We start from the raw sequence: 12751 nt of genomic DNA, 5'->3' as shown, positions 1-12751 counted from the left end.
ATCGCGGTCTGTAGGGTAGTTTGGCCACGTGTTACTGAGCTATATGCCACGAGTCTAAACTCGTGCGACTAGCATGGCTAAATCGGACTCCGATAGCAATGGCCTCCGGCAGGATCAACCGGAATGTGCTGATATACATCAGCGGCGGAAGTGGTTGCACTCCGTCGGAAGCAAACACACTGGTTCCTACGCCAGTGTTGACTACTGCATGGGTCCGTGGGCTCACATCAGATTCCATCTTGACGGCGGACCGCAGGGGTGGAATCCTCATAGGGTGAGACCTCGCCGACCCCAGAGGGGAAGGCGAGAATCTCTCGTGACTCAGGCCGACCCAGGTGGTCGACCGAGCGTGTCGACCCGGGCTCGCTGCCCGGTGCGACCTTCGCATCATATCCGATGGGTGGGGTACATATAAATGAATCGTCTCGCAGCCGCCCTGTGTCGAACACACACGACGCATACGTAACGTGATGGCGTGGCACGCATAACCACCATACAGCGTAGGGATCTCGAAAAATAGACGAGTGGTTGTGTTCGGTTTCTGTCATACAGGTGGTCAACGAAGACCTGTGCAGCCATTATATATCAATAGATAGCGGTACTAACCTACCGTTACACGGCCGTAGCGTACCGAGAGCTATGGCGAAAACGCAGTCGCTACACCTGGGAAGGTAAAACCGAATCCGGAGTATGACCGATCGCGCCGGAGATCCCTCTCAGCGATGTCGGGAACCGGAGCGCGTGTACAATGGTAAAATTAGGCAGTCAGCGAATCGATGTGGCCTTCCGAACGGAGCTGGTCGGCGTCCTGCCCTTTGTAGCGCCATTCGATGTTGGCCTTCTCGTCTTGCCAGTCCCACGGTTCGGCGAGAACAATGTCGTCCTCGTTAATCCAGGTCCGGAACTTCATGCGGCCCGGAATCCGACCGAGTCGGGTTTCACCGTCCTCACAGCGAATGCGGACGTGGTTCCCGCCAAGGTGCTCTGTTACCACTGCAAACATCTCGTCGCTTGTAGGCATGCGGAGATTCCGCCGCCCTGAATCGTCGCTCACAATTTAAATACGGTCGCCTCCCGTATAAATCGTTTGAGAGGCGAGATAGCGTGTACCATACGGGCACTGCTGACAACAGCAAAGTAAGCGCTGACGAGGGGCTACTGGCTGAGATGAAACAGTGAGAACGAACCGAAACGGTACGAATTGGTTCAGTCGGCGGTCAGCGTCTGTGGCTCGTCGGCTTCTTCGGCCATCGCGTCGGTCAATCCGGAAGCGAGCGCAAACACTGCTTCCTTGTGGTCCGTCTTCGACTTGTGGATCGATGTGGGCTTGACACCGAGTTCGGCGTACAGGTCGTGTTCGACTGCCGTGTCCGCCTCGTGTTCGTAGTGGTGCTGTACTTGTGCGAGAAGACTGTGAAGGTGAATGAGTTCCTGCTTCTTCATTAGTGTCCATTCATATGAATTGGAGACTAATAGTACTACCTTGCGAACAGTTACCATATAGTCCCGATCCGAGAGAGGATCCGGGCAGTTTCAGAGACAAATATAGATCGACAAAACAGGTCTCAAGCATCTCTCTGTAGACCTCAGGTTTTCACGACTAAGATACACCTTATCTGGACTAATATTAATACATATTCAAAATACCCGAAATAAATATATTTTGACACTAAGATAGAGATCTGTCCTGATTACTTTTGTGCCTCCGATGGGACTTGCGACGGGCTCTCAATCACGAAAAACTACGACAATATATTAGCTTTCGAACAGTTCATCCCTGTTGGGTACATACTCATGTCCGTGATGAACTGGAAACACCCGAGAGACGAAACTGCAGCTATGGCGAAACAAGAAGAATCAAACAGCGGAACGCGATGGTCGGTCATCGCTGCGCTGGTGACCGCTGCGTAACGGTCTTCTCACCGCCGGTACTGAACAAGATAGCAGCAGGTCTGTATATCAAAGGCAACGGACCCCTTAGGTGATCGTTTGAACGTCAACTGTCGTGTTATGGACAATAGCACGGTTGATACCGGTACACTGGTACGTATGTGACTCCGAGGGATGGGGAGACCAGTTCGACAGTTGCCGGTCGAACGTTCGCTTCCACGCGTCCGGATACGCCGTTTCCGAGACGTTGACTGAAACGGTCGACGCAGACGGCGACTTTCCGGCACGGGGGGAGACGAGAGACTTGTTCTGAACTGCGGTCTGTATGATTACGCGCCCCGAAGACGAGAAGTCCGTCTGCCCGTCGAGAGAAAGGACAGAAAGATACGCGCTGTCAGGACCACACCGAAGACCCGGGTTCCGTGAGACGACCAGTCCCTCCCCCTGAACCCGGTACACTGCGCCACTGGTGTAGACAATAGCAGTGCCCGTATCGGTTTCGCGGACGAACGCTCTAGTCGAAATATTCGTTGAGTCCCCGTCAACAGTTACGTTCAACGTCGATGACCGGAGAGAGAGTCCGTGGCCCTGGAGTTTCATATTCGTAGTTCGTCGCGGGGCGTCGCCCTGTATGTGGTCGGCAGTGGTTTCGGCGAACCCAACCATCGACGTTTCCGCGACATCCGTTGTTGCCCCCTGTTGGATGGTATCGAACGCACCAAGCCCACCAAGCGTCACCAGCGCAATGCCAGTAATGATGATACTGAACGTGAGCGTAAACGCGAGCAGGTCGGACACACCACGGTCCTGATCGCCGTGCCCGAACGGTGGAGAACTCATCCGCTCACCTCCAGACAGTCGGCTGTCGCGTTGTACGAAACTGCTAATGGCCCACTGGAGACGACAGATGAGCAGACATTAGTTTCATTCTCAAACCGGACGACAGCGTACCGATTCAGGCCTGATGCATTCACGTATAGGCGCGTGCGTGAGGTATCCGGGGAAACCTCAACGTTGTACGACTGATCGGCGATCCGCTCGGGATACGTCGCGCGGAACGACACCGACGAATTGAGACTCTCAGTGTTGAACGCATCCAGACGAATCAGATCGCGCGCGATACCATCGCCGACGTTCTCCAGAGCCTCTTCAGTCACTCGCTCACGCTGTGAGTCGACCATTTGGCTCCCACCAATGAGTAGGCCGGTCACCAGCAGCGACGTGATACCGATAGTGAGCGCCTGCGTGACTGCTGGCGAGACACCACGGCGATCAGACAGGAAGCTGTTGCGGCTCATTCGTCGCCCACCTCCACAAACACCGTCCGGTTGTAGCTGGCGGACGGTGTGTCATACGTCACGTCGACAGCAGGGACAACGGGATACGGTTCAGTATCTATGGGATCGTAACTCGTGTCTGGGAAGTCGCCAATAGCCGCAAACCGGTAGGTGCCGCGTGCACGGTTCCCCTTTTTGATGCGAACAGTGTACGGCGCGTCAAGTGTCTCTGTAAATGACGGGAATGTTACGGTCGTCCCGTCGATGTCACAGGTTCCGGAAAGCAGATCAATATCGGCGTCACCGTACCCTGAACAGGTGGTTGTTGAGCCAGAAGGTGGGGTGATCGCCACCACTTTGTTTCCGGGTTCTGTCACAACCATCTTCCAAGTATCGCCACTGGCGCCCTCCACTTTGATGATAAATTCTCGCCCCATTCCAGGGATGCGAGTCACGGTCAGATCGAATGTGGCAACGCGATTTACACTTCGAGCGATATCCCAGTTGAAGTTTGACCCCGTACCACCGGGACGATTGAACTTGGATTCAGTCATTTGGTTCGTCTCGTTTCCGAGTGATGCCGACTCGTTCAGCGTCGCATTGAGATAGGCCCCACCGCTGCTTGCGGCGACTTGGTTGTGCGTTTCTGTATAGTTCTGGAGTGCGTCCTCGTAGCGCGTCTCGAAACCGTCGAGGTCGTCGCCCCGCGTTTCGACCGCGAGCCGTCCGAGGTCGCGCTCGACGGAGGCTTCATGGTCAGCCGTGCGCTCGATGGTATCCGCGCTCCCGGTGGTCGTGATACCGTCGGTGACAGCGAGGCTGTGGGCAAACAGAATCGTACTGAACACGACGATAGCGACGGCGACGCCGCCGATCAACAGCAGTTGCCCGCGCTCGTTGGCTACCATACGACCAGACGCACCTCCACGACGTTGTAAACGATAGAGTCCGGTTTCGCGTCGGGGGCGAAATACTCGTCGACGGCCGAGAGGGACGGCCCGGTGGCGCTGCAGTCACCGATTCGAGCGGACATGTCATCGGTCAGCGTCACCGTTTCGGTCGCGACGGCTGCGTCAGCCGGTCTCTCAGCGACGTTCTCGGGAGAGTCCTGCGAGACGAGGGCAGTCTGGCGCGTGTCGGCATCCGAGTCCCAGTAACGGAAGTAGAGATTGTACTGGTCACCCTGATTGTCGAAGGTCCGGTTCAACATCGACTCGAACTCGGTCGAGCTGCCCGTCCAGTTGCCGGTGAGCGTCGGCGTTCCGACGCTGTAACACGCCGTCGCATTGTGTAGCGCACCGGTTTCAGCCGCCAGTGAGAGCGTGTCGCTCGCACGGCCCTCCAGTTCCGCCGTCCGCTGCTGGGTCCCCGTCTGGAACGGGCCGGTGTCGACTGCCGACAGCCCGTAGACCGTCGCCGTCACGACGACGATAGCCGCCAGAACGCCTTCCAGCGTGTAGGCTTGCCCACGCATCGTTACCACACCCTCACGACGAGCCAACAGACTGGGTCGCACTGATCTGTGTTTGTCAATTTCACGACGCGGGAGGTCGACGCGATGTTCGTCCGACCGTCGGTCGACGGCCCCCAGGCGAGTGAGTCACCGTCGTCGACTGCGTGGTCACGCGCTCCGTTCGCGAGCACCGACGCGTTGACCACTGTTATGTTAATTGATGGGTTCGTCCGACGTTCCGTCGCGACATTGAGCCCGGCATTCGATTTCAACTTGTCAACGTCGAGGGTCGTTTTAATCCCGTCGCTCGTGTCATACCGGATGTGGTTCCGCGTCCCCTCGACCGAATAGTGCTCGACGAGATGCGTTGCCGCCCTATCCGCAATTGGTTGGTTACGCTGTACGTCTGGGGATTCGTACACGCCAACCGCACTACCCTGTACGAACGCTAACACCCCGATTACCGTCACGAGCAGGACGCTCACCCCCACGGCGAAGTCCTGCGGTGTTTGTGCTCTTGTATCCATGTCCCACACACCCTATTTGCTATCTGATACGTACGCTGTCGAGCCGCGGCGAGACCGCTATCCCACGGCCATCCACACCACCAGTGCAATCGTCGAGAGGATGACGGCGAACTTCACGCCGGCAACGAGTTTCACTTCGCGGATGTAGCCAGCGATAAACGACGACAGCAGCGCTTGCAGCGTCACGGCGTGGAAGAACAGCATCGATAGCAGTTCCGTGTCGACGCTGCCGCCGAAGCCACCGCCTGGCGCGCTCGAACTGCTCGACCCGGAGGCCTGTGTCGCCAGCCCGGCCATCACGTCGAGGAACTGCGTCTTCAACAGTGCCATCACGCCCAGCAGCGTCAGGTAGGTCATCAGAATGATGACCGTCTGCATCCGCGTCCGGGATTTGCGCTCCCGCTCGATGTCGTCTTGGTTCTCGGAGGCCTGGGCCGCCGTCGACAGCACGTCCTGAATCTGGCTCGAAGCCTCCTGTGCCTCCGCGATAAGTTTCACCGTCCGCGCCAGGCGCGGGACGTGGTACTTGTTGTTGAACTCCCGGAGCGCGTCTTTCAGGCTCGTCCCGTAGTTGACCTTCGCGTGGATAGTCTCGAACTCCTCGGAGAGCTTCCCGGAGGAGGTCTCGGAGACCACCTTGACCGACTCCAGCAGCGTCATCCCGGTATCGTTCGCCGACGCGAGCTTCCGGAGGTTCTCCGAGAGCTTCCCGATGATCGCCTTCCGCGAGCGCTGGTTCCACTCGTAGAATATCATCAGCGGGACGAAGTTGATGTACATTGGGACGTACACCCAGAAGAACGTCGAGCGAACCGGAACGGCGATCATCCCATCCAGCGACAGCGGTGCCCACCCGATGACGATGGCCGCGACGACGGCGAGAATCGACGCCGGAATCGTCAGCCACAGTACTAACAGCGGATGGTCGCGGAAGAACAGGTCGGGCCGTTTGAGAATCCCGATGAGTTCGTGGGTTCCCTCCCGGCTCTTGATCCGGTCGAAGACGCTGTAGGTTCCCGTGTAGCTCTCGATAAGTCCGAGATTGAACACGCCAACGCCCTCGTCGACGACGAGTTCCTTCTCGCCGGGGCTCGACCGCAGATACCCGTCGCCGATGGAGTCCTGCGTGACCGTCGAAACGAGGACGAGAAAGCCAAGCCCCGTCAGGGGAATCAGCCCGTAGACGGTCCCGTAGATGAGCGACTTCTGGGCGTTGCCCATCATCGACATGATGACCAGAATGATGATGAGAAGCAGCGGGAACAGCGAGAGCGTCATGTACATCTCGCCGAACAACTCCAGCGTCTCCAGCATCTTCTCCTGTTCCTGCCTGGCGGTTCGCATGTGCTTTTCCTTCTGGTCTTCGAGGAAGGAGGTCATGTCCCCGCCGGAGTTGATAATCGAGAGCATGTCCGTCAGGAACTGCGACAGTTCGTCCGACGGCGTCTGGAGCGCCTGGTTCCGGACTGCCGTCCGGTAGTCAGTGTCGAAATACTCCGTCTCCAGAACGATCGATTGGAACTCCTGTGCGACCTCGCCGTACGTGTCTTCGGCCCGCCCCATCGACTGCAGGATTTCGAGCTGATTCAGCCCACCCACGGACAGCGCGTACATAAACGAGATCGAGTCAGACAGCAGGACATTGATTTCGCGCTCGCGCGCGCTCGCACGGAAATAGGGGATCGACACGAGCGAGCCGAACCCGATGGCAAAGCCGATGATCCCGAAGACGATGCCCGTCACGAGGACGAGGAAGGGGAGTTTCAGCACGGCCAGGATCGCCGAGACGTTCTCCGGGACAGGGATCCCGATCAGCGTTGGCGCTTCCCCACCCGCAAACAGCAACTGGACCAACAGATAGCCGAGAAAGGTCCCGACCAGCCACAGCGCGAGGCCGGCGATGACACCCACCGCGAGCGCGCGTGCGAGGAACATCTCGACGTTGTCGGCCATCCGCGCCTGGGCGAGTTTGTTCTCGACGCTGTTGACGAAATCGCCCTCGTCGTCGAACACCATCTGGTAGGCCGGATAGAACGTGTCACCGAGCGCGCCACCGCTGCCCACCTGTTGCTGGCTCGGTGTGTCCAAGCTCATTCGCTATCTGCCTCCGCTCCGGCCTTCGGAACGAACTGGCCGAAGTCGATGCTGTCCTCGTCGGCACTCTCTTCGGACTCGTCCATCAGCGCCGAGACGATATCCGGCGTTTCGCGGCTCTTGTAGGTATTGAACAGCGGCTGGGCGTTGTCAAGCACCTGCTTGGTCTCCTCGACCATCTCCGGCGGCGCGTCCGGTCGGGGAACCATCTCCTCCTTTTCGGGGTCGATGTCGATCTTGACGGACTCCATCTCACGGAGGTCCTCCAGGGACAGTTCGAGCTGGTCGTTGGCGATGAGCGTCAGAATGGTGTCGGGGTCGTTGATAAAGGCCTGGATGGTCGCCGCGACCTGCGTGTAGGTGTTCAGCCCCTTCTCGATGAGGTACGCGAGGACGACCTTGCGCTTGAACAGCTCCTCGTCGAGCTTCTCCTGGGTCCACCCGCGGTCGAACTTGATTTCTTCGAGGGTGTTGGAGTTCCCCATCTGGATGTATTCGTCCGTCTCGGCGCGCCACTCGTACACGTCCCGAACGTTGATCTCGTCGTTCTCGGCGGAGTACTCGTTGATCTCGGTCAGAGACTTGTTCCGGCGGACCTTGTTGCCGTCGACCCGGGTCTGGGTCTGAATCGACACCAGATCAAGTGCGGTAAACAGCGTCTTCGAGACGTTGATCGGTTCAGTCGTGAACCGCTTGATGACTTCGCCGACGGAGTCGGCGTGGAAGGTGGTGTAGGTCGTGTGTCCCGTTGACATGACCTGGAACAGCGTCCGACCCTCCTCACCACGGATCTCACCCATGACGATGTAGTCCGGACGCTGCCGGAGTGCGGCCTCCAGCAGGTCGAACTCGTCGACATCGCCCTTGTCGTCCTCGCCGAACGAGGGGCGCGTGACGCTTGCCACCCAGTTTCGCTGGGGAAGCTCGACCTCGCGCGTGTCCTCGATGGAGACGATCTTGGAGTTCGATGGGATGAACAGCGAGACGGCGTTCAGGCTCGTCGTCTTCCCGGATGCGGTACCACCGGCGAAGATGAGGCTCTTGTTGTTCTCGATACAGAGCCAGAGGAACGCCATCTCGTCCAAGGAGAAGGTGTTCCAGTTGATGAGGTCGATTGGAGTAAAGGGTACGTCCTTGAACTGTCGGATGGTGTAGTTCGTCCCGTGGTCGGAGACCTCCCGTCCCAGCGTCAACTGGGCACGCGAACCGTCGGGCAGCGTCGCGTCGACCTGTGGCTGGCGCTTCGAGATACCCTTCCCCGAGCGCTGGGCGAGCTTCACGACGAAGTCATCAAGTTCGCCCTCGCCGTGTTCGACGTTCGAGATGATCTGTTCATAGTCGGTGTGGTAGACGAACACCCGGGAGTTGTACCCGTCACAAGAGATGTCCTCGACGTTGATGTCGTGTTTGACGCCGTCGATGCGGGCGTAGCCGACGAAGTCCCGCTTGAGCATGTACAGCAGTTTCTCGACCTGATACTCGTTCAGTTTCGGGTCGTCTTCTTCGAGGATTGCCGGTTCCGGACGCGTCGAAATCCCGGACAACTGTCCCGTGGCGTCGCTTTGCTCCCTGTCATCCAGGCCGAACAGCTCCATGACCTGACCGAGAACGCTCTCTTCACCGCTACTGGAGACTGAACCACTGTAGAGGTCGTACCGCGAGAGGAGCTGTTCGGCCTCCCGCTGGATAACCTGTGCCCGGTCGGCGTCGGTCCCCTGGACGATGACATCGTCCTCGGAGTACTTGATCGCAGTCTTGAGCTTCCCCGAGAGGAACTCGCGGAGGTCGATCTCGATATCGGTGAGATACGGCTCGATGACGTAGTACTTCTTCTCGTTTTCTTTCCGAGAGTGAAAGATGATAACGCAGGCGTAGGGCTTGTTGACCCAGTACCGTTCCAGTTCGCTGAAGTGTGACTTCTTCGAATGCGGTACGGCCTTTTCCAGGTCGTATCGGTTGACAACAGTCGTATGCCCGTCGCGTGTCGAGAAGAACTCGTCTTCGTCTAACTCCGGGTTCACGTCGACGGTGTTCTCATCGACGTACTCGTCGAGTTCACTGGCGATATCCTCGGCGGCGGACAGATTGTTCTCAGTGTGTTCTGGTTCGAACGACAGATAGTCACTGGCGTCGAAGGGAACGACTTCCCCGTCGCTGTCACGGGGAAGATCGCCGCCCTCGTAGTAGTATTCCTGTTTAAAGTGCTCCCACGTGTAGATATCCTTCGCCACCGGCGTCGTACTCGGGTCGAGGTACTCTTCGAACGGCGCTTGTAGCGTTTTGCCGGCACTCGCCGCGTCCTCGATCCGCTGTTCGAGGTGTCTCGGCTCGAATCCAAGGTACTCGCTCCGGTCGAATCGCCCGCCGTCGTGAACCTCTCGACGGAGATCATCCCACGTGTACTCGCCAACCCGTGCCGGTTCGTCAGCCAGTTGCCCCCCACTGTTGATCTGGTCTGACTCACCACCCCCAGTATCATCGATAGCCATTGTTATTTATCTCCCGTTAGGCAGGAAAAAACTTTACCCACAAAAATTGTAAATGATATAGAAGATCGGGCTGTTCGTATCACGGTCTCTTTACGGTAGTAAGTCGACCATACTGAATGTTTCGCCGGTATTAATGACTACTTGAGGAACGACTCGATCCGTGCCATCGCCGCTTTGAGGTCGTCGAGGCCGGTCGCATAGGACACCCGTAGATGGCCCGAACCGCCCTCCCCGAAGGCGGTTCCGGGCACAACTGCGACCTGTTCTTCCTGGAGCAGACTCTCGGCGAACTCGCCGGCATCGTCCCAGGGACATTCCGGGAACGCGTAGAACGCACCGGCTGCCGGGAAGCAATCAAGTCCCATCTCCTCGAAGCGCGTAAGCACGTACTTCCGTCGGCGGTCATATTGCGCGGCCATCTCCGTGACCTCGTCGCGGCAGGTGTCGAGGGCTTCGATGGCGGCGTGTTGGGCCGTCGTCGGGGCGGAGAGCATCGAGTACTGATGAATGCGGTTCATCGCCTCGATGGCCTCCGGCGGGGCCATCGCGTATCCCAGTCTGAACCCTGTCATCGCGAACGCCTTCGAGAAGCCGTTGAACACGACAGTTCGCTCGCGCATTCCGGGGAGCGTAGCGATAGACGTGTGGTCGTGTTCGTATGTGAGGTCGGCGTATATCTCGTCGGCGAACACGAGGAGGTCGTTGTCGCGGCAAAAGGCCGCGACTGATGCCATCTCCTCGGCCGTCATCGTCGCCCCGGTCGGGTTGTTCGGATAGCAGTACACGAGGGCGTCGGCCTCGGCCGCGCCGGACGATTCCAGCACCTCTCGGGTGAGCTTGAACTCGTCTTCCGCGCGTGTGGGAACGTCGATCACGTCGATGCCAGCAAACGTCGCACCGGGGACGTACGAGACATAGCAGGGCTGAGCGATAGCGATGGAATCGCCAGGGTTTAGCAGCGCTCGAAAGGCGAGGTCGAGGCCCTCACTCGCGCCCGCCGTGACGAGGATTTCCTCGTCTGGATCGTACTGGAGACTGTGCGTCGAAGCCTCGTAGTCCGCGATCCGCTCCCGGAGTTCCCGTTTTCCGCGGTTGGCCGTATACGAGGTCTGACCGCGTTCAAGCGATGCGATAGCCGCCTCACGGGCCGCCCACGGTGCCGAGAAGTCCGGTTCGCCAACGCCAAGCGAGATGATGTCGTCCATCTCCTCGGCCAGTTCGAAGAACCGCCGGATGCCCGAGGGCGGGACGCTGTCGACCCTGTCTGCGGCTTCGAACGTCATGGTGAGACGGACAGCCGGTCGTCGTCGTCGTGGTCATCGAACTCCATCCCCTGTTCCTTGTACGACTCCATGATGTAGTGGGTCACCGTCTGCGTGATCTCGGGAATCGGCGCGATTTTGTCGCTGATGAAATGCGAGACCTCACGCATCGAGTCGCCTTCGACCTCCAGATCGAAGTCGTAGTCACCGCTGACGAGGCGCAGGGAGGTCACTTCCGGGAACTTTGCGATTCGGTGAGAGATGTCGTCGTAGCTGGTTTCGCGGTCCAGCGTGACGTTGAGTTCGACAGTCGCGCGAACCCGCTCCTCGTCGGTCTCGACCGCGTTCCAGTCGATAACCGCTCCGTAGCCGCGGATGACGCCTGCCTCCTCGAACTCGTCGATGATCTCGGCTACCTCGTTCTCGGAGTAATCGGTCAACCGAGCGATGTCCTCGGTCGTGTAGCGAGCGTTCTCCCGTAGCAGGTCGAGTATCTCGCGGCGACTGCTCATACACTGCCAGGAGAGTGACGCGGACAAAAGCCTTGCTCAATAGTGAGACACAGTCTCATTACGGAAACACAACCCACCAGATAGTTTTAATATCTCCGAGGGTTAGGGTTCGACTAATGCTCGAGAAGGGTGGTCAGCGAGCCGATTCTGACACTGGATGGGGACACGTCGCAAATCACGATAAGGCGGCGACAGTTATTGATACACTACTCCGTCTCGACGCGGACGAAACCTACACGAAAACAGCACTCAGCGAAGCGGCCGGCGTTCCGCTAAAGACGCTGTACCTCGACGGCACGCTGGAAGAGCTAGTGACGGTTGGACTGCTCGAAAAACACGAAGCAGAGGGAGAAGAAACGGTGTTCTCCGTCGATGACGGGAGCGCCGCCTTCGACGCGGCGAAGGCCTTCGATACCGCGGCGACCGCGTCTGGCGAAGCTGACGGGTAAGAGCCGTCACAGCCGAGTCGTCACAGCGTGTCCGTGGACTTTTAGCGGCGCAAACCGTAGTAGGGGACGATGGTTTCACTCGATTCGGAGTCCGACGTACTCGGGCGTGGGGACGAAGCACCGACGTTCGAACTACCGGGAGCAGACGGCGCAACGCATGCACTGTCGGATTTCGAGGACCGGGAGGCACTGCTGGTCGTATTTACGTGTAACCACTGTCCGTACGCGAAGGCGAAGATCGACGAGCTAAACCGTCTCGCGGCGGAGTACGACGACCTCGCCGTGGTCGGTATCAATGCCAACGACCCCGAAGAGTACCCCGACGACTCCTTCGATCGGATGCAGGAACTCGTCGAGCGCGGCGAGATACAGTACGACGCGTATCTGTTCGACGAGTCTCAGGAGGTCGCGGCCGCCTATGGTGCCCGCTGTACGCCCGATCCGTTCCTGTTCCGGAACGACGGCGGGACGTTCAAACTGGCGTACCACGGTCGCCTCGACGACGCACCGAACCCCGACGACGAACCGAGCGAGCGGGAGATGGCAGCACACGTCGAGACACTGCTCGACGGCGATCAGATCACGGCCGCTGAGAAACCGTCCAGAGGCTGTTCGATAAAGTGGAAGTCCGGAAACGAACCGGACTACTGGGACGCCTGAGTAGGCAGCACCGCGAGTAGGTCTTTCTTCGGGGCTTGGACGCGAGCAGGTGCCGGCGACTCTCCGTAACCGACGTGTCTGTGAGTGTGAAAGTAACAGCCACGAATAACTTTATCCTGTGGTGAGCCATTCGTCAAC

13 protein-coding genes and 1 rRNA gene are annotated in these 12751 nt (G+C 58.6%); 2 read left to right on the top strand and 12 right to left on the bottom strand.

The window, feature by feature from the left end; translation table 11 throughout:
- The 12 genes from Harman_RS13660 to Harman_RS13605 form a co-directional block, all read right to left on the bottom strand.
- Nucleotides 1-125 (bottom strand): 16S ribosomal RNA (locus Harman_RS13660); the annotation flags it as partial.
- Between the two features lie 632 nt (nt 126-757).
- On the bottom strand, nt 758-1054 hold the full coding sequence (locus Harman_RS13655; protein WP_049919665.1) for a translation initiation factor eIF-1A: 297 nt from the start codon (nt 1052-1054) through the stop codon (nt 758-760).
- A 152-nt stretch (nt 1055-1206) separates the two neighbouring features.
- On the bottom strand, nt 1207-1443 hold the full coding sequence (locus Harman_RS13650) for a UPF0058 family protein (protein ID WP_137684340.1): 237 nt from the start codon (nt 1441-1443) through the stop codon (nt 1207-1209).
- Nucleotides 1444-1977: 534 nt separating this feature from the next.
- Nucleotides 1978-2730, bottom strand: coding sequence for a DUF7289 family protein (locus Harman_RS13645; protein WP_137684339.1), 753 nt, complete (start codon nt 2728-2730; stop codon nt 1978-1980).
- A complete protein-coding gene (locus tag Harman_RS13640; RefSeq protein ID WP_137684338.1) occupies nt 2727-3188 on the bottom strand; it encodes a DUF7266 family protein in 462 nt (153 codons plus the stop codon). The genes Harman_RS13645 and Harman_RS13640 overlap by 4 nt, the downstream gene beginning before the upstream one ends.
- A complete protein-coding gene (locus Harman_RS13635; RefSeq protein WP_137684337.1) occupies nt 3185-4075 on the bottom strand; it encodes a hypothetical protein in 891 nt (296 codons plus the stop codon). Before Harman_RS13635 ends, Harman_RS13640 begins: the two co-directional genes overlap by 4 nt.
- A complete protein-coding gene (locus Harman_RS13630; RefSeq protein WP_137684336.1) occupies nt 4069-4641 on the bottom strand; it encodes a DUF7288 family protein in 573 nt (190 codons plus the stop codon). Before Harman_RS13630 ends, Harman_RS13635 begins: the two co-directional genes overlap by 7 nt.
- A 2-nt stretch (nt 4642-4643) precedes the next feature.
- Nucleotides 4644-5147: a DUF7287 family protein gene (locus tag Harman_RS13625; protein WP_137684335.1), complete on the bottom strand. Its 504-nt coding sequence runs from the start codon at nt 5145-5147 to the stop codon at nt 4644-4646.
- A 57-nt stretch (nt 5148-5204) separates the two neighbouring features.
- Nucleotides 5205-7241 (bottom strand): type II secretion system F family protein, encoded by a 2037-nt coding sequence (locus Harman_RS13620; RefSeq protein WP_137684334.1) that lies wholly within the window; start codon nt 7239-7241, stop codon nt 5205-5207.
- Nucleotides 7238-9730, bottom strand: coding sequence for a type II/IV secretion system ATPase subunit (locus Harman_RS13615; protein WP_137684333.1), 2493 nt, complete (start codon nt 9728-9730; stop codon nt 7238-7240). The genes Harman_RS13620 and Harman_RS13615 overlap by 4 nt, the downstream gene beginning before the upstream one ends.
- Nucleotides 9731-9867: 137 nt before the next feature.
- A complete protein-coding gene (locus Harman_RS13610; protein ID WP_137684332.1) occupies nt 9868-11013 on the bottom strand; it encodes a pyridoxal phosphate-dependent aminotransferase in 1146 nt (381 codons plus the stop codon).
- Nucleotides 11010-11504: an Lrp/AsnC family transcriptional regulator gene (locus Harman_RS13605; RefSeq protein WP_137684331.1), complete on the bottom strand. Its 495-nt coding sequence runs from the start codon at nt 11502-11504 to the stop codon at nt 11010-11012. The genes Harman_RS13610 and Harman_RS13605 overlap by 4 nt, the downstream gene beginning before the upstream one ends.
- Before the next feature lie 116 nt (nt 11505-11620).
- Here Harman_RS13605 and Harman_RS13600 point away from each other — a divergent pair, with 116 nt between their 5' ends.
- Nucleotides 11621-11953 carry a hypothetical protein gene (locus Harman_RS13600; protein WP_137684330.1) on the top strand — a complete coding sequence of 111 codons (333 nt, stop codon included), beginning with the start codon at nt 11621-11623 and terminating at the stop codon, nt 11951-11953.
- Between the two features lie 69 nt (nt 11954-12022).
- Complete coding sequence (locus Harman_RS13595) at nt 12023-12613, top strand: thioredoxin family protein (protein WP_137684329.1); 591 nt, start codon at nt 12023-12025, stop codon at nt 12611-12613.
- The last annotated feature ends 138 nt before the right edge of the window (nt 12614-12751 follow it).

Origin of the sequence: Haloarcula mannanilytica, from assembly GCF_005406125.1 — an archaeon.
GTDB lineage: Archaea > Halobacteriota > Halobacteria > Halobacteriales > Haloarculaceae > Haloarcula > Haloarcula mannanilytica.
This window is presented reverse-complemented; position numbering and strand designations above follow the sequence as displayed.

Bases quoted from the DNA above. Each gene is read 5' to 3' on its own strand.
- Harman_RS13650 (WP_137684340.1), bottom strand. From the start codon at position 1,443: ATGAAGAAGCAGGAACTCATTCACCTTCACAGTCTTCTCGCACAAGTA.
- Harman_RS13645 (WP_137684339.1), bottom strand. From the start codon at position 2,730: ATGAGTTCTCCACCGTTCGGGCACGGCGATCAGGACCGTGGTGTGTCC.
- Harman_RS13640 (WP_137684338.1), bottom strand. From the start codon at position 3,188: ATGAGCCGCAACAGCTTCCTGTCTGATCGCCGTGGTGTCTCGCCAGCA.
- Harman_RS13635 (WP_137684337.1), bottom strand. From the start codon at position 4,075: ATGGTAGCCAACGAGCGCGGGCAACTGCTGTTGATCGGCGGCGTCGCC.
- Harman_RS13630 (WP_137684336.1), bottom strand. From the start codon at position 4,641: ATGCGTGGGCAAGCCTACACGCTGGAAGGCGTTCTGGCGGCTATCGTC.
- Harman_RS13625 (WP_137684335.1), bottom strand. From the start codon at position 5,147: ATGGATACAAGAGCACAAACACCGCAGGACTTCGCCGTGGGGGTGAGC.
- Harman_RS13620 (WP_137684334.1), bottom strand. From the start codon at position 7,241: ATGAGCTTGGACACACCGAGCCAGCAACAGGTGGGCAGCGGTGGCGCG.
- Harman_RS13615 (WP_137684333.1), bottom strand. From the start codon at position 9,730: ATGGCTATCGATGATACTGGGGGTGGTGAGTCAGACCAGATCAACAGT.
- Harman_RS13610 (WP_137684332.1), bottom strand. From the start codon at position 11,013: ATGACGTTCGAAGCCGCAGACAGGGTCGACAGCGTCCCGCCCTCGGGC.
- Harman_RS13605 (WP_137684331.1), bottom strand. From the start codon at position 11,504: ATGAGCAGTCGCCGCGAGATACTCGACCTGCTACGGGAGAACGCTCGC.
- Harman_RS13600 (WP_137684330.1), top strand. From the start codon at position 11,621: ATGCTCGAGAAGGGTGGTCAGCGAGCCGATTCTGACACTGGATGGGGA.
- Harman_RS13595 (WP_137684329.1), top strand. From the start codon at position 12,023: ATGGTTTCACTCGATTCGGAGTCCGACGTACTCGGGCGTGGGGACGAA.